General features: G+C 65.2%; 18 protein-coding genes. 5 read left to right on the top strand and 13 right to left on the bottom strand.

The annotated features are described in order from the left end of the window. Nucleotides 1-3 precede the first annotated feature (3 nt). The 4 genes from PVU19_RS16810 to dctP all read right to left on the bottom strand — a co-directional run bounded on the left by PVU19_RS16810 (nucleotide 4) and on the right by dctP (nucleotide 4,170). Nucleotides 4-1,248, bottom strand: coding sequence for a malonyl-CoA decarboxylase (locus tag PVU19_RS16810; protein WP_050662082.1), 1,245 nt, complete (start codon nucleotides 1,246-1,248; stop codon nucleotides 4-6). Continuing rightward, complete coding sequence (locus tag PVU19_RS16815; RefSeq protein ID WP_050662083.1) at nucleotides 1,248-2,561, bottom strand: TRAP transporter large permease; 1,314 nt, start codon at nucleotides 2,559-2,561, stop codon at nucleotides 1,248-1,250. Before PVU19_RS16815 ends, PVU19_RS16810 begins: the two co-directional genes overlap by 1 nt. Next, entirely contained in the window at nucleotides 2,561-3,109 is a 549-nt protein-coding gene (locus tag PVU19_RS16820) for a TRAP transporter small permease (protein ID WP_050662084.1), read from the bottom strand. Before PVU19_RS16820 ends, PVU19_RS16815 begins: the two co-directional genes overlap by 1 nt. 77 nt (nucleotides 3,110-3,186) lie before the next feature. Beyond that, nucleotides 3,187-4,170, bottom strand: a complete 984-nt coding sequence (gene dctP, locus PVU19_RS16825; protein ID WP_050662085.1) for a TRAP transporter substrate-binding protein DctP — start codon at nucleotides 4,168-4,170, stop codon at nucleotides 3,187-3,189. A 141-nt stretch (nucleotides 4,171-4,311) separates the two neighbouring features. On the opposite strand from dctP, the gene PVU19_RS16830 reads away from it, so the two are divergent. Both PVU19_RS16830 and PVU19_RS16835 read left to right on the top strand, forming a co-directional pair. Further along, nucleotides 4,312-4,968, top strand: coding sequence for a GntR family transcriptional regulator (locus tag PVU19_RS16830; RefSeq protein ID WP_050662086.1), 657 nt, complete (start codon nucleotides 4,312-4,314; stop codon nucleotides 4,966-4,968). 44 nt (nucleotides 4,969-5,012) lie between these two features. Further along, entirely contained in the window at nucleotides 5,013-5,657 is a 645-nt protein-coding gene (locus tag PVU19_RS16835) for an RluA family pseudouridine synthase (RefSeq protein ID WP_050662087.1), read from the top strand. A 67-nt stretch (nucleotides 5,658-5,724) separates the two neighbouring features. On the opposite strand, the gene PVU19_RS16840 is transcribed toward PVU19_RS16835, so the two are convergent. Next, nucleotides 5,725-6,480 carry a glycosyltransferase family 25 protein gene (locus PVU19_RS16840; protein WP_050662088.1) on the bottom strand — a complete coding sequence of 252 codons (756 nt, stop codon included), beginning with the start codon at nucleotides 6,478-6,480 and terminating at the stop codon, nucleotides 5,725-5,727. Nucleotides 6,481-6,484: 4 nt separating this feature from the next. Beyond that, nucleotides 6,485-7,927, bottom strand: coding sequence for an aldehyde dehydrogenase family protein (locus PVU19_RS16845; RefSeq protein WP_050662089.1), 1,443 nt, complete (start codon nucleotides 7,925-7,927; stop codon nucleotides 6,485-6,487). A 136-nt stretch (nucleotides 7,928-8,063) separates the two neighbouring features. Here PVU19_RS16845 and PVU19_RS16850 point away from each other — a divergent pair, with 136 nt between their 5' ends. Beyond that, nucleotides 8,064-8,717: a peroxiredoxin gene (locus PVU19_RS16850; protein WP_050662090.1), complete on the top strand. Its 654-nt coding sequence runs from the start codon at nucleotides 8,064-8,066 to the stop codon at nucleotides 8,715-8,717. Between the two features lie 80 nt (nucleotides 8,718-8,797). Here PVU19_RS16850 and PVU19_RS16855 read toward each other — a convergent pair whose 3' ends face one another. The 4 genes from PVU19_RS16855 to PVU19_RS16870 form a co-directional block, all read right to left on the bottom strand. After that, nucleotides 8,798-9,229 (bottom strand): universal stress protein, encoded by a 432-nt coding sequence (locus PVU19_RS16855; RefSeq protein ID WP_050662091.1) that lies wholly within the window; start codon nucleotides 9,227-9,229, stop codon nucleotides 8,798-8,800. Further along, nucleotides 9,226-11,850, bottom strand: coding sequence for a TRAP transporter permease (locus PVU19_RS16860; protein ID WP_050662092.1), 2,625 nt, complete (start codon nucleotides 11,848-11,850; stop codon nucleotides 9,226-9,228). The genes PVU19_RS16855 and PVU19_RS16860 overlap by 4 nt, the downstream gene beginning before the upstream one ends. A gap of 117 nt (nucleotides 11,851-11,967) precedes the next feature. Beyond that, nucleotides 11,968-12,936, bottom strand: a complete 969-nt coding sequence (locus PVU19_RS16865; protein WP_050662113.1) for a TAXI family TRAP transporter solute-binding subunit — start codon at nucleotides 12,934-12,936, stop codon at nucleotides 11,968-11,970. Between the two features lie 36 nt (nucleotides 12,937-12,972). After that, nucleotides 12,973-13,836: a MurR/RpiR family transcriptional regulator gene (locus PVU19_RS16870; RefSeq protein ID WP_235575721.1), complete on the bottom strand. Its 864-nt coding sequence runs from the start codon at nucleotides 13,834-13,836 to the stop codon at nucleotides 12,973-12,975. Nucleotides 13,837-13,946: 110 nt separating this feature from the next. Here PVU19_RS16870 and PVU19_RS16875 point away from each other — a divergent pair, with 110 nt between their 5' ends. Next, a complete protein-coding gene (locus tag PVU19_RS16875; RefSeq protein ID WP_050662115.1) occupies nucleotides 13,947-15,269 on the top strand; it encodes an aspartate aminotransferase family protein in 1,323 nt (440 codons plus the stop codon). Beyond that, the gene (locus tag PVU19_RS16880) at nucleotides 15,266-16,030 is read left to right on the top strand and encodes a beta-keto acid cleavage family enzyme (protein ID WP_050662093.1); all 765 of its coding nucleotides are present in this window, start codon (nucleotides 15,266-15,268) and stop codon (nucleotides 16,028-16,030) included. The genes PVU19_RS16875 and PVU19_RS16880 overlap by 4 nt, the downstream gene beginning before the upstream one ends. Nucleotides 16,031-16,290: 260 nt before the next feature. Here the strand turns inward: PVU19_RS16880 and cobD are convergent, their stop codons facing one another. The 3 genes from cobD to PVU19_RS16895 are packed head-to-tail and all read right to left on the bottom strand — an operon-like array spanning nucleotide 16,291 to nucleotide 19,025. Continuing rightward, nucleotides 16,291-17,268 (bottom strand): threonine-phosphate decarboxylase CobD, encoded by a 978-nt coding sequence (gene cobD / locus PVU19_RS16885; RefSeq protein ID WP_050662094.1) that lies wholly within the window; start codon nucleotides 17,266-17,268, stop codon nucleotides 16,291-16,293. Nucleotides 17,269-17,274: 6 nt separating this feature from the next. Then, nucleotides 17,275-18,213, bottom strand: coding sequence for an adenosylcobinamide-phosphate synthase CbiB (cbiB, locus tag PVU19_RS16890; RefSeq protein ID WP_050662095.1), 939 nt, complete (start codon nucleotides 18,211-18,213; stop codon nucleotides 17,275-17,277). After that, nucleotides 18,210-19,025: a hypothetical protein gene (locus PVU19_RS16895; protein WP_050662096.1), complete on the bottom strand. Its 816-nt coding sequence runs from the start codon at nucleotides 19,023-19,025 to the stop codon at nucleotides 18,210-18,212. Before PVU19_RS16895 ends, cbiB begins: the two co-directional genes overlap by 4 nt. Nucleotides 19,026-19,117 lie beyond the last annotated feature (92 nt).

Raw genomic sequence — 19,117 nt, forward strand, 5'->3', positions numbered from 1 at the left:
CCTTCATTCCGTCGTCTTGGCGGCCGCAGAGGCCAGGGCCGTCACCTCTGACGAGGCGGCGATCTCACCCGAGGCCGCAAATCGCTCGTGGTTTTGCGAAATCTGGCGCAGGTCGTAAAGGTAATTCACCATCACACCGCCCGATTGCTTTTGCCCGTTGGGTGAAAGATCCGCCCCCGCATGGATCGCATGGACCGAGGCCCCATTGCCCAAGTGAAACCGCGCCACCGGGTCATAGGGCCCGCCCTTGTCGCGCTTACCGTTCAGGAGGTAATGCGCGGTGATCTGACGGCGGGCGTCGTCGTCCTCGGGCATGGTCTTGTCACGCTCCGACAGCCAGCGGGTGAGGCCGGGAATCGGCGACAGAGTGACGAAGGTCTTGAGATTGGGCAACTCCTGCGAGAGATCCGCCACCACTTGCTTGATCAGCGAGTTACCGAAGGAAATGCCCGCCAGCCCAGACTGGCAGTTGGAGATCGAGTAGAACACGGCAGTGTCGGCGGCATCCGGCGCGATGGCCTCGCGGTCCTCCGACAGCACGTCGTGGATCGCACCGGGGACACCGTGGCTGAGCGCCACCTCGACGAAAATCAGCGGCTCGTCGGGCATTGCGGGGTGGAAAAAGCCGAAACAGCGCCGGTCTGTCGGTTGCAACCGGCGGCGCAAATCATCCCAGCTGTCGATGGCATGCACCGCCTCATAGGCGATGATTTTTTCCAGCACATCCGCCGAACTCGTCCAGTTGATCGGACGCAGCACCAGAAAGCCGCGATTGAACCACGACGCAAAGAGGTGCTTGAGATCGAGATCGACGATCGAAAGCCCCGGATTGTCGCGCGCCAGGCGCAAGAGATCCGAGCGCATCGCCACAAGCTGCGCCGTGGCCCCCGGCACCTGATTGAGACGGCGGGCAAGCTCCTGTCGCGGCGGCTCGGCGGCGGTCATGAAGGCGCGGTAGGTGTTGCGGTCAGGCGTCGTCTCGAACGCATCGAGCGTGTCGCGCACCGCCTCGGGGTCAACACCCATATCCTGCGTCAAGAACTGGAAAAACGCCAGTTTGCCCGCGTCATCCATGCCCGCGTAGCGATCAAGGATCAGCCGCGAGAGCGCCATGCCCGACACCTCTCCGGAACTGCCCAGAAGATCACGGCACAGCGCCTCGATACTGCGGTTTTGCCGGTCGGGTTCGGCGGCACCGCGATAGCGCCGCTCGAACACCGTTGAAAGAAGATCCGCCAGCACGCTCATCAGCCCAGTCCCATCACTGCATTCGGCAACCATGTGGCCAGCCCGGGGAACAGGCACAAGAGGATGATCGCGAGAATCATGCAGCCGACATATGGCAACGAGCCGACGAGGATCGTCTTGAGCTTGATATCGGGCGCGATGCCGTTGATGACATAGAGGTTGAGGCCCACGGGCGGCGAAATGAGGCCGATCTCCATGTTGATGGTCAGCACCACGGCAAACCAGATCGGATCGAACCCGGCTGTGGTGATGATCGGCAACAGGATCGGTGCGGCCATCAGGATCACCGCGACGGGGGGCAGGAAGAAGCCCGCGATCAGCAGGAAGACGTTGATCGCCCCCATAAGCACCCACCGATTGACGTCAAGCGTGCCGATCCATTCCGCGATGGATTGGGTGATGAAGAGCGACGAGAGCATGTAGGAAAACACCCCCGCCGCCGCGATGATGAAGAGGATCATCACGCTTTCACGGGTGCTGTCGCGCAATACCACCCAAAGCGCGCGGGGATCCCACAGCTTGTAGATCACCATGGCGATCACCAGGCATAGCAGCGCGCCGACAGCGGCCGTCTCGGACGGTGTAGCGATGCCACCATACATCGCGTAGAGCACCCCGAGGATGATCGCGAGAAACGGCAGAACACGGGGCAGGATCTCGATTTTCTGCGCCCATGTGTAGGGTTTCGCCCCCAGAAGGCGCACATCGCCCGCCTTCCATGTCTGGTAGAGCGACCACGCCATGAAGAGCGCGACCAACAGCATGCCCGGAATGACCCCCGCCAGAAAGAGGCGCCCAATCGAGGTTTCAGTCGCGATGCCATAGACGATCATCGTGACCGAGGGCGGGATGAGAATACCGAGCGTGCCGCCCGCCGCGATGGAGCCCGCAGCGACGGAATCAGGGTAGCCGCGCTTGCGCATCTCGGGGATGCCCATCTTGCCGATGGCAGCACAGGTGGCGGGCGAGGAGCCCGACATCGCCGAGAAGAGCGCACAGGCCCCGAGATTGGAGATCACGAGGCCACCGGGCACGCGGGTCAGCCACCGCTCCAGCGCCTCATAAAGATCGGCACCCGCACGGGTAGAGGCGATAGAGGCCCCCATGATGATGAACATCGGAATCGACAGAAGCGCGAAATTGTCGAGCTTGCCAAAGAAGATTTCCGGCATGAGTTCCAGCGAGCGCATCCCGTCGAAGATGATCAGGAAGCCGCCCGCGACGATCAGCAGACCGAGCGCGACAGAGACGCCGGAGAACAGCACGATAATGGTCGCGATGGCGACGATGAGGCCAAGCACAAGCGGGTCCATCAGGCGTCCTCCAGTCCGAATGGGGTGTCGATATCGAGGATCAGCGCCACGAGGTCGGCCACCAGTTGCAAGAGAAACAGGGCAAAACCCACCGGAATGGCGAGGTACGGGATCCACAGCCGCACCGCCCAGATGGTGTCGGAGGTCCAGCCGCGCGCCCAGGCGAAATGCCAGAATTCATAGCCATACCAAAGCATCACACCGACGACGAGGATCGACAGCGAGAGCGTCAGCACCGCCAGCCCCTTGCGCATGCGACGCGGCAGGGCGAGCGGGATCAGGTCCACATTCACATGTCCGCGCAGGCGCTGCACGTAAGGCAGGCCCAGCAAGGTCGCGGCGATCATGAGATAGATCACCGCCTCGGTCTGCCAGATGGTCGAGCCGTTCATCACAAAGCGGATCCAGATCATCTGGCAGGTGATCAGCACCGCCGAGACGATCATGCCCGCCGAGATCCAGCCCGCAAGGCTCGAGATCGCAGCAACGGCGCGCAAGAAGGGGTTATTGCCGGTGCGCGCGACGGCGCCCGAGGTCTGGCCAGCCATTTGGCACTCCTGATGATGGACGGAATTTCAGTCGTGGAATGCCGCGCCCAGCAAGGGGGCGCGGCACTTGGGTCACGTCACTCGACGGCGAGCGCCATGTCGAGCAGTTCCTGCCCGTCGGGCACCTGCTCGACAAAGGCCTTGTAGGAGGTTTCCTGAGCGATGGCGCGCCATGCATCGAACTCCTCTTGGCTCATATGGGCGATCTCGACGCCGGCCTTCTCGAACACCTCAACGGAGTTGGCGTCCTGCTTCTTGGCCTCTTCGAGATAGTAGGCTTCGGCCTTTTCGGCCCCGGCCATGAGCGCCGCCTGCTGATCTTCGGACAGACCTTCGAAGGTGGTCTTGTTCATCAAAAGCGGCTGATACATGAACCAAAGCGCCACGTCGCCTGCCGGTGTGTAGCAGCTGACCTGCTCGTAAATGCGGTAGGAGACAAAGGACGAAGACGAGGTGTTGGCCGCATCCAGAACGCCGGTCTGCATGGCGTTGTAGATCTCGGAACTCGCCATCGAGGCGATGGACGCACCGGCCCCCGCGAGCATCTGCTCAAACGCCTTGCCCGCCGCCCGGGTTTGAAGGCCCTGAATGTCATCGGGTTTTGTGATGCACTTTTCCTTGCCCGCGAAACCGCCTGCGAGATAGCCATGCACCAGCACCATCACGTCATCCTCGGCCATCTTGGCCTCCAACGCCTCCATGAAGGGGCTGTCAGACAGGCGCGCGGCGTGATCGTGGTTCTTTACCAGCCCCGGCATCAGCGTGAGGTTGTACGCCGGTTGCTGGCCGCCTGCATAGCTCAGCGGCAGGACCGTCATGTCGAGCTGACCACGGCTGAGCGGGGTGTATTGCTCGCGCGGCTTGAACAGCGACTTCGAGCCGAAAATCTTGATCTCAAGGTCGACATCGGCGGCGGCCACTTCATCGGCGACGATCTGCGCCACCTTGTGACGCACGTCGTTGTTGGACCACTGATGCGACAGGCGCAGTTCGGCGGCTGTGGCTGTACCGCCCATAAGCAGTGCAGTTGCGGCGGTGGCCGCTATAAACGTGTGTTTCATGTATTCCTCCCATAACTGCCGTGGGCCTGATGACCCGTGAGCATTGGTACAGTCTTTGGAGTTTTGAATTCAGAGTCAAGATTTTTGTATACAAGAAATTCTATCTTGCGCACAAAGCCTTTGCCGCCTAGAGTTTTTCGCATGTCACAACGCCGGGCCGATATCATTGCAGATGCGCTGGAAGAGCTTGTCTTTACCGGCGGGTTCAACGATGGCGACCGGCTGGACGAGATCCGCCTTGCCCGTCAATTCGACGTATCGCGCACGCCGATTCGCGAGGCGCTCGGACGGCTTGTGGCCTCGGGACTGGCCGAGCAGATACCCCGACGCGGCGTGTTCATCCGGCAGCCCGGCCCGGTCGAACTGATGGAGATGTTCGAGACCATGGCCGAGATCGAGGGCGTATGCGGACGGCTTGCGGCACAGCGTATTTCCGAACCTGCACTACGTGATCTGGACGCGGCAAATGCGCGTTGCACGGCAGCGGTCGAGGCGGGCGACACCGATGGGTACTACCGCGAGAACGAGCAATTCCATCATGTGATCTATCATCAGGCGGGCAATGGGTTTCTGGAGCATGAAGCGCTGCGACTGCACCGGCGACTCAAGCCATTCCGCCGGTTGCAACTGCGTTTGCGCGGAAGGATGCAACAATCCATGGCCGAGCACGAGGCGATCGTCGCGGCTCTGCGCGCGGGCGAGGCGGAACGGGCGGCGGAGGCGCTGCGGGGGCATGTGGCCATTCAGGGTGAGAAGTTCCACCTGCTGATGTCGAGCCTGCGCGACGCGGCGGAGTGAGCGCGGCGGTGGCCCTTGACCGCATGGTGGTGTAAGCCGCGCGCATGTCCGATTATGCGCCGCCAACAGACCCGCTCGACATCCTGCATCACGACCACGAAATCGTCGTGGTCAACAAGCCCGCAGGCCTGCTCAGCGTGCCGGGCAAGGGCGAACATCTGGCCGATTGCCTGATAACCCGTCTGCAAGACGCGTTTCCGACCGCGCTGCTGGTGCACCGGCTGGACCGCGACACCTCGGGCGTTATGATCTTTGCGCTTACCCCCCATGCTCAGCGCCATCTGGGCCTGCAATTCGAGAAGCGGCAGGCGAAGAAAAGCTATGTGGCACGGGTGCTTGGGCTACTTTCACCCAAGACCGGCGTTGTCGATCTGCCGCTGACGGTGGACTGGCCAAACCGGCCTTTGCAGAAGGTCTGCCACGAGACCGGGCGTGCCGCATGGACCGAATGGCGGGTGCTGCGGCAGGGCGAAAACGAGAGCCGCGTGCGGCTCAGCCCGAAGACCGGGCGCAGTCATCAGTTGCGGGTGCATATGCTCAGCCTCGGGCATCCGATCCTCGGTGATCCGCTCTATGCAAGCGGCGCGGCGCGGGACTATCCGCGCCTGATGCTGCATTCCGAGGAATTGCGCCTGCGTCATCCGGATGGCGGCGCGGGGGTGAAATTTCGCGCCAAGGCACCGTTCTAGAGGCCCCTAAACGGGGGGCTGTATCGCGTCGGTATTGCGTCGGTATCGCGTCGGTGCCGGGTGCAGATCACGCGAGCCCGCCCTGCACCGGTGCGCCGCTATGGCGCGAGGCGCGGGCGACGCCCCGGCGATAGCGATAGCGCGCCCATTCGCGGTGCAGTTTTGCAAGCACGCCGCGCGTGCCGCCCTGAATAGTGGAACCGTCGAGCGTATCGGCGATGTCGCTGATCCCGGAGGGATGGATTGCCGCCGGGCGCAACCCGGTGTGCCAATGGCTTTGCAGGAACGTATCGACCGGGCGGTCGAAGCTCTCGGTCAGGTGCAGGAGGTGATCGGCGGCGTCCCAGCTAAGCATTTGCGCGGTGCTGCGCAGCCCGGTCTGTTGCGGTACGCTGAGCACGCTTGCCCCGACCGTATCGACCAGCGTGGCGGGCCCGGCATGGGGCCTCGTCTGGAACTGGATCAGCCCAAGCATGTCGATATTGGCAAGCGCGAGGCGCAGCGCGTTCGCATAGGGGGCGGCCGTGAGGGCCGCGTCGCCCTCGAAGATCAGGCCGAAATCGAGATCGCGGCGGACGATCTCGGCCCAGATCTGGCGGTGGCTGAGGAAACGGCCAATCTCGCCCGCGCTGAGACCGAAGGGATAGGCCGGCGCCAACATGTGCGCGCCGACGCAGGCGGCGAGATCGGTCGAGGACAGCGTGTGGCCATCGACGGCGGGCCAGATTTCACCGTCCATCCCGCAGTCTGCCAGCACCGCGCGGGCATTGTCACGACGCGCGGTGGCGCGCGGCAGATGCAGGACGAAGGCGTGGCCCGCCACCGTCTCAGGCGCCGGGCGTCCAGCCGGAGACCGCCTTGACCTCGAGGAAATCCTCGATGCCCCATGTGCCGCCCTCGCGGCCATAGCCCGATTGCTTCATGCCGCCGAAGGGCGAGCCCGCGCCGCGCGACTGGCCGTTCATCTCGACCATGCCGGAGCGCAGGCCGCGTGCAAGGCGGTTGGCCCGTGCCCCGTCACTGGTCTGGACATAGTTGGTCAGCCCGTAAGGCGTGTCATTGGCGATCGCGAGGCCTTCTTCCTCGGTGTCGAACGGGATGATCGACAGCACCGGTCCGAAGATTTCCTCGCGCGCGATGGTCATGTCGTTGGTCACATCGGCAAAGACCGTGGGGCGCACGTAAAAGCCCTTGTTGAACCCCTCGGGCCGTCCGGTGCCCCCGGCGACAAGGCGCGCGCCCTCGTCGATGCCTTTCTGGATCAGGTCCTGGATTTTGTTGAACTGCACCTCGTTCACCACCGGGCCGATATGGCGGCCTTCCTCGCTGGCGGGGCCGATGGTGAGCGAGGCGGCGACCTCGGCGGCCTCTTCCACGGCGCTGTCGTATTTCTCGCGCTGCACCAGCATGCGGGTGGGGGCGTTGCAGGATTGGCCGGTGTTGTTCATGCAGTGGATCACGCCGCGCTTGACGGCCTTCTCATCCGCATCGGCAAAGATCAGGTTGGCACCCTTGCCGCCCAATTCGAGACTGACGCGCTTGAGCGTGTCAGCGGCGGATTTGGCAATCAGCTTGCCCGCCCGCGCGGAGCCGGTGAAGCTGATCATGTCGATATCCGGGTGTGCCGAAAGCTGGCTGCCGACGCCCGCGCCATCACCGTTGACGAGGTTGAAGACGCCCTTGGGCAGACCGGCCTCGTGGATGATCTCGGCAAACACCACGGCGTTGAGCGGCGATTCCTCGGAGGGTTTGAGCACCATGGTGCAGCCCGCCACCAGCCCGGCGATCACCTTGAGCGTGACCTGGTTCATCGGCCAGTTCCACGGCGTGATCATGCCGACGACGCCGACGGCCTCGTGGATGATCCGGTCATTGGGGGCGTGATCGCCAAGGGGGGCGTCGAATTCGAACTCGCGCGCGGCCTTGAGGAAATTGGTGATGTGCCAGACCCCCGCGCCGACCTGCTGCTTGCGAGCCATGTCGATGGGCGCGCCCATCTCGACGCTGATCGCCTGCGCCATGTCCTCGGCCCGGGACTTGTAGACCTCGAGGATCTTCTCGACATGGGCGATACGTTCGGCCACGGGGGTGGCCATCCAGCCCGGCAGGGCGGCGCGGGCGCTCGCGACGGCGGCATCGGTATCGGCCTGCCCGCCAAGCGAGATCACCGCGCAGGGCTCTTCCGTCGAGGGGTCGATGACGTGATGGTCCTGCCCCGCGATGGGACCTGTCCAGGTGCCGTTGATGTAGAACTGTCGTTTCTCGATCATCTGATTGACCTCCGTGAATCTGGCGATACTGTGTCAGCGTGCCGGGCGGCCCGCAAGGCGGGAAAGCGACTGCCCGAGGTGATTTGATCAAACCACCTATGCTCTCGGAACCACCGCATCAAGAAGGAGGCTGAAAATGGGCCTGCGCATCAATGACACGATCCCCGATCTGACCGTGACCACCGATCTGGGAGAGATTTCGCTGCATGACTTTGTGGGCGACGGCTGGGCCATCCTGTTTTCGCATCCCAAGGATTTCACCCCGGTCTGCACCACCGAATTCGGCGCGGTCGCACGGCTGGCCGAGGAATGGGAGAAACGCGGCTGCAAGGTGCTGGGCGTGTCGGTCGACGGGGTCGAGGATCACGTGAAATGGAAGGCCGATATCGAGACGGTCGGCGGGGCCGCACCGCGGTTTCCGATCGTCGCCGATGAGGGGCTGGAACTGTCCAAGGCCTTCGACATGCTGCCTGCCGAGGCCTACCTGCCCGACGGGCGCACGCCTGCAGACAGCGCGACGGTGCGGTCAGTGTTCATCATCGGGCCGGACCGGCAGGTCAAGCTGATCATGACCTACCCGATGACGGTGGGGCGCAATTTCGGCGAGGTGCTGCGCGCGCTCGATGCGCTGCAGACCACGGCGGGGCATGGCGTGGCGACGCCCGCCGACTGGACCGTCGGGCAGGACGTGATCATCCCGCCAAGCGTCAGCGACGCGGATGCGACGGCGAAATTCGGCGCATATGACGCGGTGTTGCCCTACCTGCGCAAGACCAAGCTGCCCGGCTGACCGGATGCGCCCAAGCGCTTTGGAAAGCGCTTGGGAAGCCGTTTTTCAAACGGCTTGCACGCTGACCGTGTGCGGCGCGCTCAGCGGACCACGAAGACCGAGCATTTGGAATGCCGCACCACGCGGGCGGCGTTGGGGCCGAGCAGGTAGTCGCGGAAATCGGGCTTGTGCGCGCCGATGACGATCAGGCTTGCGCCGTCGGCCTCGGCCACGCGCAGGATCTCGTCATAGGCGTTGCCGGTGACGACGAGGTGGCGGACCTGGGCGTTGGCCTCTTCGCCGACCACCCCGGCCACCAACTCGTTCAGACGCCGACGCGCCTCTTCCACCGCCTTGTCGTGGTGGTGTTCCTCGAAATAGGTGCCGACCACGCTCATCCCGTAATCGGGGACCACGGTGATCACGTCGAGTTGCGCCTCATCGAGCGCGGCGAGCCGAGCGGCGGCGCGCAGCACATGATCGTCACGATGCGGGTTGCTGACATCGACGGCGCAGAGAACAGGACCGGTCATGCGGTGACTCCTTGCTTGGCCTGGGGCTCTCGGGACATGCGGCCGCGCTGCAGGAGGGCGACGAGGCCCAGCAGGATGAACGCGGGGATGAAGATCAGCTCTTGCGGCCATTGCGCGACCGGGGCCTTGACCGAGGTGATCGTGACCGGCTGGTCGCCGTAGAAGTCATAGCCCTGCATCGTCTCGGAGAAGGGCGTGCCGAACATCGGCTCCTCCAGCAGCACCTGATCGCCCTCGGGGATGAGGGTGAGGCCATATTCCTGCAGGAGTGCCGCGCCGTCCTTGCCCTCGGTTGCCGTCACAACCAGCGTGGTGTCTTTGGGATCGCCGCTGATGAAGTCGGGCCCTGCGACCACCATGCGCAGGTCCTGCCCCGGTGCGGCGTTGTCTAACGCTTGTTCGAGGTTGGCGGGGTCGACCATCTCGAAGGGCGGCTGGATGCGGTTCATGAAATAGTCGGGGCGGAACAGCGCGAAGGCGATCAGAATGAGGGCGATGCTTTCATAGAAGCGGTTCTTGGTCAGGAACCAGCCCATCGTGCCTGCGGTGAACACCAGGATCGCGATGGTGGCCACGATGAAGGTAATGATCCCTTGGGTCACCGTCACGTCGATGAGCAGAAGGTTGGTGTTGAAGATGAAGACGAAGGGCAGCGCCACGGTGCGCAAGCTGTAGAAGAACGCAGCAAAGCCGGTTCGGATCGCGTCGCCCCCCGAGACGGCGGCGGCGGCGAAGCTGGCCAGCCCCACCGGCGGGGTCACATCGGCCATGATGCCGAAGTAGAACACGAAGAGATGCACCGCGATCAGCGGCACGATCAGCCCCGATTGCGCGCCAAGCTCGACCACAACGCCCGCCATCAGCGACGACACCACGATGTAGTTCGCCGTGGTCGGCAGGCCCATCCCGAGGATCAGGCTGAGAATGCCGACGAAGATCAGCATCAGCACGAGGTTGCCGCCCGACACGAACTCCACGAGGTCGGCCATCACCTGCCCCACCCCGGTCAGCGTCACGGTGCCGACGATCACGCCTGCCGTGGCGGTGGCAAGGCCGATGCCGATCATGTTGCGGGCGCCTGCGATCAGCCCTTCGAGCAGGTCCAGAAAGCCCGCGCGCATGGTGTTCGCGAGGTCGCTCTGGCCACGGAACATCGCCTTGAGCGGGCGCTGCGTGATCAGGATCACGAAGAGCAGCGACGTCGCCCAGAAGGCCGAGAGGCCGGGCGATTTCTGCTCGATCATCAGGAAGTAGACCAACACCACGATGGGCAGCAGGAAGTAGAGCCCGGCCTTGTAGATCTCGCCCACCACCGGCAGGCGCACATCCTCGGAGTTGGGGTCGTCCGGCTCAAGATCGGGCACCCCGGCGGCGAGCCATAGAAGTGCCAGATAGGCCAGCACCAGAAGCCCCGAGAGGACCAGGCCGGAATTGTCGGGCATCGCCGAAACGATCCAGCCGACCGGGTATTGCACCCCGTAGCACAGCCCCGCGAAGCCTGCGAAAAAGACGAACATCCCGCCGATGGTGCGCCCGAGGCTGACCACGCGGTCGCCCAATGTGGGCATGTTCTGTTTCACCGCCTCCAGATGCACGATGTAGACCAGCGCGATATAGCTGATCGTGGCGGGCAGGAAGGCGTGGGTGATCACCTCGACATAGGAGATGCCGACATATTCCACCATCAGGAAGGCCGCAGCACCCATCACCGGCGGCATGATCTGGCCGTTGACGGATGATGCAACCTCGACCGCGCCGGCCTTTTCCGAAGTAAAGCCCACACGCCGCATCAGCGGGATGGTGAAGGTGCCTGTGGTGACGACGTTGGCAATGGACGAGCCGGAGATGAGGCCGGTGGCGGCAGAGCCGACCACGGCCGCCTTGGCCGGGCCGCCGCGCAGGTGGCCGAGCGCGCCGAACGCCATCTTGATGAAGTAGTTGCCTGCCCCCGCCTTATCCAGCATCGCGCCGAACAGGACGAAGAGAAAGACGAACTTGGTCGAGACGCCGAGCGCGATGCCGAACACCCCCTCGGAGGTGATCCACATGTGGCTCATCGCCTTTTGCAGGCTGGCGCCCTTCCAGCGGATCACCTCGGGCACCCATTCGGAGGCCCCGAAGAAGACGTAGCCGAGGAAGATCGTGGCGATGATCGCCATCGCCGGGCCGAGCGCGCGGCGCGCGCCCTCGAAGAGGATGATAAGCCCCGCGAGCGCCGCCCATTTGTCGGTATGGTCGGCAAGACCGCCATTGTTGACGATCTTTTCATAGAAGAAATAGCCGTAAAGCGCGAAGAACGTGCCTGCGAGACCCAGTACCCAGTCATAGATCGGCACATAGCTGCGCGGGCTGGATTTCAGCATCGGATAGGCCATGAAGGCCAGAAAGATCGCAAAGGCGAGGTGGATCTGGCGCGAGTTGTTAATCAGGTCACCGGGCAGGACATAATTGGCGAGCGGCGAGGCCAGAAGCACCTGGTAAAGCGACCAGACCACCGCCACAACGGCCAGCAACAGCGCCACACCGCCTGTCGGATTGCGCGCGCCGCCGTCGTTGGAGGCGACCATTTCCTGAAGTTCGTCCTCGCTGAGCGGGCCCTTGCCCTTCGCGTCATCGGCCATCTTGTCCCGTCTCCCTGAAGCGCCGCGATCAACCCGCGATCTGTTATGATCACTCTGAAATAAACCATAAGGGGATGGCAAGGGCGGCGTGCCGCCCCTGCCGGAGGTTCGGGGTCGTTATTCGACCCAGCCCTGTTCCTTGTAATACTTCGCCGCGCCCGCGTGCAGCGGAGCCGACAGACCGGCGGTCGCCATTTCCTGCGGGTCGAGATTGGCGAAGGCGGGGTGCAGGCCGCGGAAGTCATCGAAGTTCTCGAAGACCGCTTTCACGACCGTGTAGACCGCATCCTCGCTGACCGCGTCGGAGCTGACGAAGGTAGCGCCGACACCGAAGGTCTGGGTGTCCTCGTCATTGCCGCGATACATGCCGCCGGGGATGGTGGCCGTGCGGTAATAGGGGTTGTCGTTCACGAGGCCCTCGACCGCGTCACCCGAGACGGTGACGAGCACGCTGTCGCAGGCCGTCGTTGCCTCCTGGATCGAGCCCGAGGGGTGGCCGACGGTGTAGACCATCGCGTCAATCTGGTTGTCGCAGAGGGCGGCGGACTGCTCGGCGGCCTTTAGCTCGGTGGCGAGCGCGAAATCGTCGGTGGTCCAGCCCTTGGCCTCCATCAGCACTTCCATCGTGCCGCGCTGACCCGAGCCGGGGTTGCCGATGTTGACGCGCTTGCCCTTTAGGTCGTCGAATGTGGTGACGCCGCTATCGGCGCGGGCCACGACGGTGAACGGCTCGGGGTGGACCGAGAAGACCGCGCGCAGGCCCTCGAACGCACCGTCCTCTTCGAAACGCGAGCTGCCGTTATAGGCGTGATACTGCCAGTCGGACTGTGCGACGCCGAACTCGAGTTCGCCGGCGCGGATGGTCTTGATGTTGTAGATCGAGCCGCCGGTCGATTCGACCGAGCAGCGGATGCCGTGATCCTTGCGGCCCTTGTTGACCAGACGGCAGATCGCGCCGCCGGTCGGGTAGTAGACGCCGGTGACGCCGCCGGTGCCGATGGTGATGAACTCCTCGGCCATGGCCGCCGGGGCCATCATGGTGGCCAATGCGGCCCCCGCGACAGTGAATTTGAACTTCGAAAACATCATGATCTCCCTTGCTTGATGTTTGGTGGTTAGGGTTCAGCCGTCCCAGACCTCTCCGAGGCGGCGGCTGCTTTCTTCGACCCGTGCGATACGCTGATGGACGGCGGGGCCAGCGCGGCTGACCATTATGCCGATCATGGCCTCGACGAGCACCATCGTGGTCACATAGGACGAATAGAAATGCGGGCTGTCGGTGGGCACCACGAACCCCGCAGAGGCGTGGCGCAGCGCCGGACAGCCGTGGCTGTCGGTGATCACCACCACATAGGCCCCCTGCCCGGCGGCCATTTGCGCGGCCTCGATGGAGCGGGTGGAAAACGGCGGCTTGGTGACGACGATGAGCGCGTCGCGCGCATCGAGATCGGCGAGCCCGGCACCGAGCGACGCGCCCATGCGGCTCGCCATGGACCAGTTGCCGGTGCAGAAATGCGCCATGTAGGCGAGGTATTCCACCACCCCGGTCGAGCCGAGCGCGCCCAGCAAAAGCACGTTGCGCGCCGCTTGCAGGTGATCGACCGCGCGTTCGAGCAGGTCCTGATCCATATCGCGCAAAAGGGTCTGGAGGTTGTTCTGGCAGGCCCCGACATGGGCCTCGAAAAAGCCGCTCTCGCCCGCCTCATGGGCGTTCTGGAGCCGCTCGGCGCGTTCGGCGAAACTGTTGACGCGCTGGCCGATCTTTTCGCGCATCGCCTCGCGCAGGTCCTCGAAGCTCTGATAGCCGATGGCGCGCGCGAGCCGCGAAAACGTGGCCGGGGCCAGTCCGCTTTCGTGCGCCACGGCGCGCAAGGACCGGGTCGCGGTGTCGACAGGGTGCGCCGCCACATATTCCCCGGCCTGCCGCAGCTTGTCGCTGAGGCCGTCGAAATTTTTCGACAGTCTGTGTTCGAACGAGGCGTTCAAACGGGCACTCCCTGACGTTGTATTTTTGAAACAATTGGTTCCATCTGTTTCACGTATTGTCAACAGGTGATTCATTTGTTTCAGTGACGCGAACAGCAAGGATGCGCGCCATGACCCATGTCTTTCCCCGCCACACCAAAGCTCGCCCGCCCCGTGCGGCACGCGGCGAGGGGGCCTATATCATTGACGAAACCGGCAAGAGATATCTCGACGGCTCGGGCGGCGCGGCGGTGTCGTGCCTCGGGCATTCCGACCCGGACGTGACGCAGGCGATCAAGGATCAGGCCGACCGAATCGCCTTTGCGCATACCGGGTTTTTCACGTCGGAGCCTGCCGAACGGCTGGCCGACCGGCTGATCGCCCATGCGCCGCAAGGGATCGAGCGGGTCTATTTCGTCTCTGGCGGGTCCGAGGCGGTGGAGGCGGCGCTCAAGCTGGGGCGGCAGTATTTCCTGGAAAAGGGCGAGTCGTCGCGCACCCGGTTCATTGCCCGGCGGCAGAGCTATCACGGCAACACGCTGGGGGCGCTTGGCACCGGCGGCAACGCCTGGCGGCGCGAGCCGTTTGCGCCGCTGATGGTCGAGACCTCGCATATCGCGCCCTGTTATGAATATCGCGGACGGCAGGCAGATGAGACCCCGGAGGCCTATGGCCTGCGCGTGGCCGATGAGCTTGAGGCGGAATTGAACCGCGTCGGGCCCGAGAACGTGATCGGTTTCGTCGCCGAGCCGGTGGTGGGGGCGACGCTGGGCGCGGTGCCGTCTGTGCCGGGATATTTCAAACGCATCCGCGAGATTTGCGACCGGCATGGCATCCTGCTGATCCTCGACGAGGTGATGTGCGGGATGGGGCGGACAGGGACGCTCTTTGCCTGCGAAGGGGACGATGTGCGCCCCGATATCGTGACCATCGCCAAGGGGTTGGGCGCGGGCTATCAGCCGATCGGCGCGATGCTGTGCTCGGGTGAGATCTATGCCGCGATTGAGGGCGGATCGGGGTTTTTCCAGCATGGCCATACCTATATCGGGCATCCCGTCGCCTGTGCTGCCGCCGATGTGGTGGTGAGCAAGCTGACGGATGGCGGGATGACCGAGCGCGCGGCGCGCATGGGCGAGGTGCTGGGCGCGGCGCTCATAGCGCGGTTCGGACAGCATCCCCATATCGGCGACATTCGCGGGCGCGGCATGTTTCGCGGGCTGGAACTGGTCGAGGATCGCGAGAGCAAGACGCCCTTTGATCCGGCGCGCGGGATCAACAAGCGGATCAAGGCGGCGGCGTTTGAGGCGGGGCTGATCTGTTACCCGATGGGCGGGACGATTGATGGGCGGCAGGGCGATCACGTGCTGCTCGCGCCGCCGTTCATTCTGACCGAGGATCAGGTGGGCGAGTTGGTCGACAAGCTGGCCACCGCACTCGATGTGGCGCTGGCATGAGGGCGCTGCCCCGGCTGATGGTCGCGCCCAACGGGGCGCGTCGCGGCAAGGCCGATCACCCCGCGCTGCCCGTGACCCTGCCCGAGATCGTTGAGACCGCGCGCGCGTGTTTTGAGGCGGGGGCGGATGGGCTGCACCTGCATCTGCGTGATGCCGAGGGGCGGCATCTGCTGGATGCCGGGGCCTATCGCGAGGCGCTGGAGGAACTGCGCCGCGCGGTGCCGGAGATGGCAGTGCAGGTCACGACCGAGGCGGCGGGGGCCTATGCACCGCCCGCGCAGCGCGCGGTTGCGCTTGGGTCGGGGGCCGATCTTGTCTCGGTCGCGTTGCGCGAGATGGCGGCCGAGCAGGCGGAGGCGCCGGGGTTCTACGCCGCCTGCGCCGAGCGCGGCATCGCGGTGCAGCATATCCTCTACGAGGCGGCGGATTTCGATCTGCTGGCGCGGCTGGTGCCGGACGGTCTGCGTGCGGCGGAGGGGCTGCAATTGATCTTCGTGCTGGGGCGCTATAGCGACGGGCAGGAAAGCGATGCGCGTGATCTTGGGCCGTTCCTAGACCGGCTGGCGGCGCGGGAGGCACCCGCCGACTGGGCGCTCTGTGCCTTTGGCCGGGCTGAAACCGACTGTCTGCGTGCCGCGCATGCAGCGGGCGGAAAGCTTCGGGTCGGGTTCGAGAACAGCCTGTGGCACGCGGATGGCCGGGTGGCGCGCGACAATGCCGAGCGGGTGCGGGCGGTGGTGGAGGTGTGTGGGCTGCGGTAGGGGTGGATGGGTTAATGGCCTGTTGCGGACCTTTGCCGTTTTCAGGGACAAGCCGCGCGGTGCCCGACCGCGGGTGGGCGCTGCAACCTCAGTGGGGTGCGCTTTATGGCAGCCAAATACTGCAACGATTGCGCGGGTTTGTGACGTTTCAAAAGCGCCCGCCCGGGGGGCGGTCGGGCGCTGCGCGGCGGCGCGTGCCGCGCCTTGATTCCGCGTCTTGGAGCTGAATGGCAACGGCAGCTTCAGGCCAAAATCGACCCTCACAGCGCCGTCTCGAGCCGCGCCCACTCCGCCTCGCTTCCCGCAAGGCCGAGGCGGAGCCAGGTGTGCGAATAGGGGAAGATGCGCGACCAGATCTGGTGGCGCGCGAGATGCTCCTGCGCGGCCACCGCATCGGGCGTTGCATAGGTGCGAAAGAGCGGCGTGCCCCCCACAAGCGACCAGCCCGCGCGAAGGCCAAGCGCATCGAGCCGGGCGGCGTCGCGGCTGAGGCGGGCGGTGGTCTGAGACTGCCATTCGCTGTCGGTCAGCGACCGTAGCGCCACCTCGATCGCGGGGCCGGAGACCGGCCAGGGCCCGGCCATGTCGGCGAGCGTGCGGGCGATCCCGGGGGATGAGAGCGCAAAGCCCAGGCGCAGCCCGGCGAGCCCGTAGAACTTGCCGAAGGAGCGCAGGACGAGGATATTCTGCGGCCCCGCATGCACGCGTGGGGCGAGCGACAGGTCGGGCGCGGGATCGGCAAAGCTTTCGTCCACCACGAGCAGCCCGACCTGCGCCGCGAGGGCCATGACGCGGTCGGGGTCATGGCGCGCACCGTCGGGGTTGTTGGGGTTCACGACAATGGCGCAGTCGGCCCCGGCGAGGGCGTCAAGCTGTGGCACCTCCTCGACCGTCCAGCCCCGGGCGCGCAGGGCGGCGGCATGCTCGTTATAGGTCGGCGACAGCACCCGCGCGCGGCCCGGAGCCATCAGATACGGCACCGCCTGAATGACCGCCTGCGCACCCGCCAGAGGGGTGACATGGGCGCGCGTGCCGTAGCAGGCGGCGGCGGCCTCGCGCAGCGCGGTCATGTCGGAGGTGGTGGGCAGGTCGGCAATGGCGTGACGGGAGAGCGGCGGCATGGGGTAGGGCACGGGGTTGATGCCCGTCGACAGGTCGATCCATTGCGCCCGGTCACCGCCGAACCGGTGCATCGCGGCATCGAGATTGCCGCCGTGATCGCGAGGGGTGGTGTCCATGCCGCCTTAGACCAGCCAAAGCCCCAGAAGCGCAAGCGCCATGAGCGTCATGGCGCGGGCATAGAGCGACAGCGCGCGGTGCAAATCATCCGCCTGCGGGTCGGGCGCGCCGGGGTTGAGCCATGGCTCATTGCTGACATGGGTGCCATAGGTGCGCGGCCCCGAAAGGCGGATGCCGAGCGCGCCCGCCATCGCGGCCTCGGGCCAGCCGGCATTGGGCGAGCGGTGGTGGCGGGCGTCGCGGGTCATGATGCGCAGCGTGCGCAGGGTATGGCGTGGGGTGGCGAGGGCAAAGAGCAGCCCGGTCAGCCGCGCCGGGATCAGATTGGCCAGATCATCGAGCCGGGCGGCAGCCTTGCCGAACGCCTCGTAGCGGTCATTGCGGTGGCCGATCATCGAATCGAGCGTGTTGATCGCCTTGTAGGCGGCGATGCCCGGCAGGCCTGCGACCACGCCCCAGAAGACCGGTGCGACGATGCCGTCGCCGGTATTCTCGGCAAGGCTCTCGACGCCCGCGCGGGCGACGCCTGCGGTGTCGAGCGTGGCCGGGTCACGCCCCACGATCATCGCCACGGCGCGACGCGCGGAATCAAGATCGCCGCTGACAAGCGGCGCAGCGACGGCGGCGACGTGATCGTGCATCGAGCGCAGTGCGATAAGCGGCCAGGCCAGCAGCCCCCCGATCAGCCAGCCGAGCGGGCCATCGGGGAGCATCGCCTGAAGCGTCAGCGCGGGCAGTGTGGCGGCGGCAATGGTGATCAGTGTGGTGAGTGCGCCCATACGCAGGCGCATGGAGTGCGTGCCGCTGTTGAACCGTCCTTCGAGCGCCGCGATCAGGCGGCCGAGCCATGTCACCGGGTGGCCAATCCTTGCGTAGAGGCGATCCGGCCAGCCGAGCAGAAGATCGAGCGCGAGACCGGCCAGCATCATCGCCGCGAAGCTCATGCAGCACCTCCGGTGCGAAAGTGCAGGACGTCGCGCAGACCGGCCTCTTTCAGCGCGGCCCCGGCCCCATTGGGCACCTTGCCGGGGGTAAAGATCAGCGCGCGGGCGGGGCCGGTATGGGCGCGGGCATATCCCAAAGCGCCCAGATCGCGCGCCAGATCGAGCATCGGATCGGCAGGGCCACGATGCGCGGTTGAGCGACGGGCGGATTCGCTTGCGATACCGGCGAGGGCCGCGAGATCACCGCGCGCGGCGACCCCGGACCAGAACGCCACCAGATCGGAGATGTCGGGAAAATTCTCATCGCAAGGATCGGTGCGCTCTGTATCCCCCCAGAGCCCGCCGACGATCTCTGCATCGGGAAGGCTTGGCAAATCGCGCAGCACCTCGGCCCGGCGCGAGGCCCAGAGCAGGCGGTCGGGATGTGCATGCATCAAGGGATCGCTTGCGCCTTCGACGGCAAGGCAGGCGCGGGCCAAGGCATCGGGCGGGCCGCAATGGCCGAGGACGCGGGCCGAGGCCACGAGACAGGCGGTGGAGGCCCCTGCCCCGGCGCCAAGCGGCATGTCACAGTCGAGCGCGGGCCAGTTGGGGGCGTCAAGCCCAAGGGCGGCGGCGAAGGCATCGAGGCGCGCGGCGTCGAACAGCGCGGGCAGGCGAATGCCCGTCCCCGGTGCGCGCGCCGACAAGGCCGGGCAGGCCAGCGTGATCAGCGCGACCGGGCCATCGGGGCCAAGCCGACCTTGGATCCATTCGCCGAAATGGCCGGGCACGGTGACGGGGGTGCAGGGCATGGCGGCGGGGTCTCTCATCTGCTGTTGGGCCTGCGCCGATGTGTCATGGCCCGCGTGAAAAGTCGAGCGGGCGCGGGAGATTTCGATTTGACGTTCGTTATGTGCGATGT

It is taken from the genome of Roseovarius tolerans (assembly GCF_028885395.1).
Classification (GTDB): domain Bacteria; phylum Pseudomonadota; class Alphaproteobacteria; order Rhodobacterales; family Rhodobacteraceae; genus Roseovarius; species Roseovarius tolerans.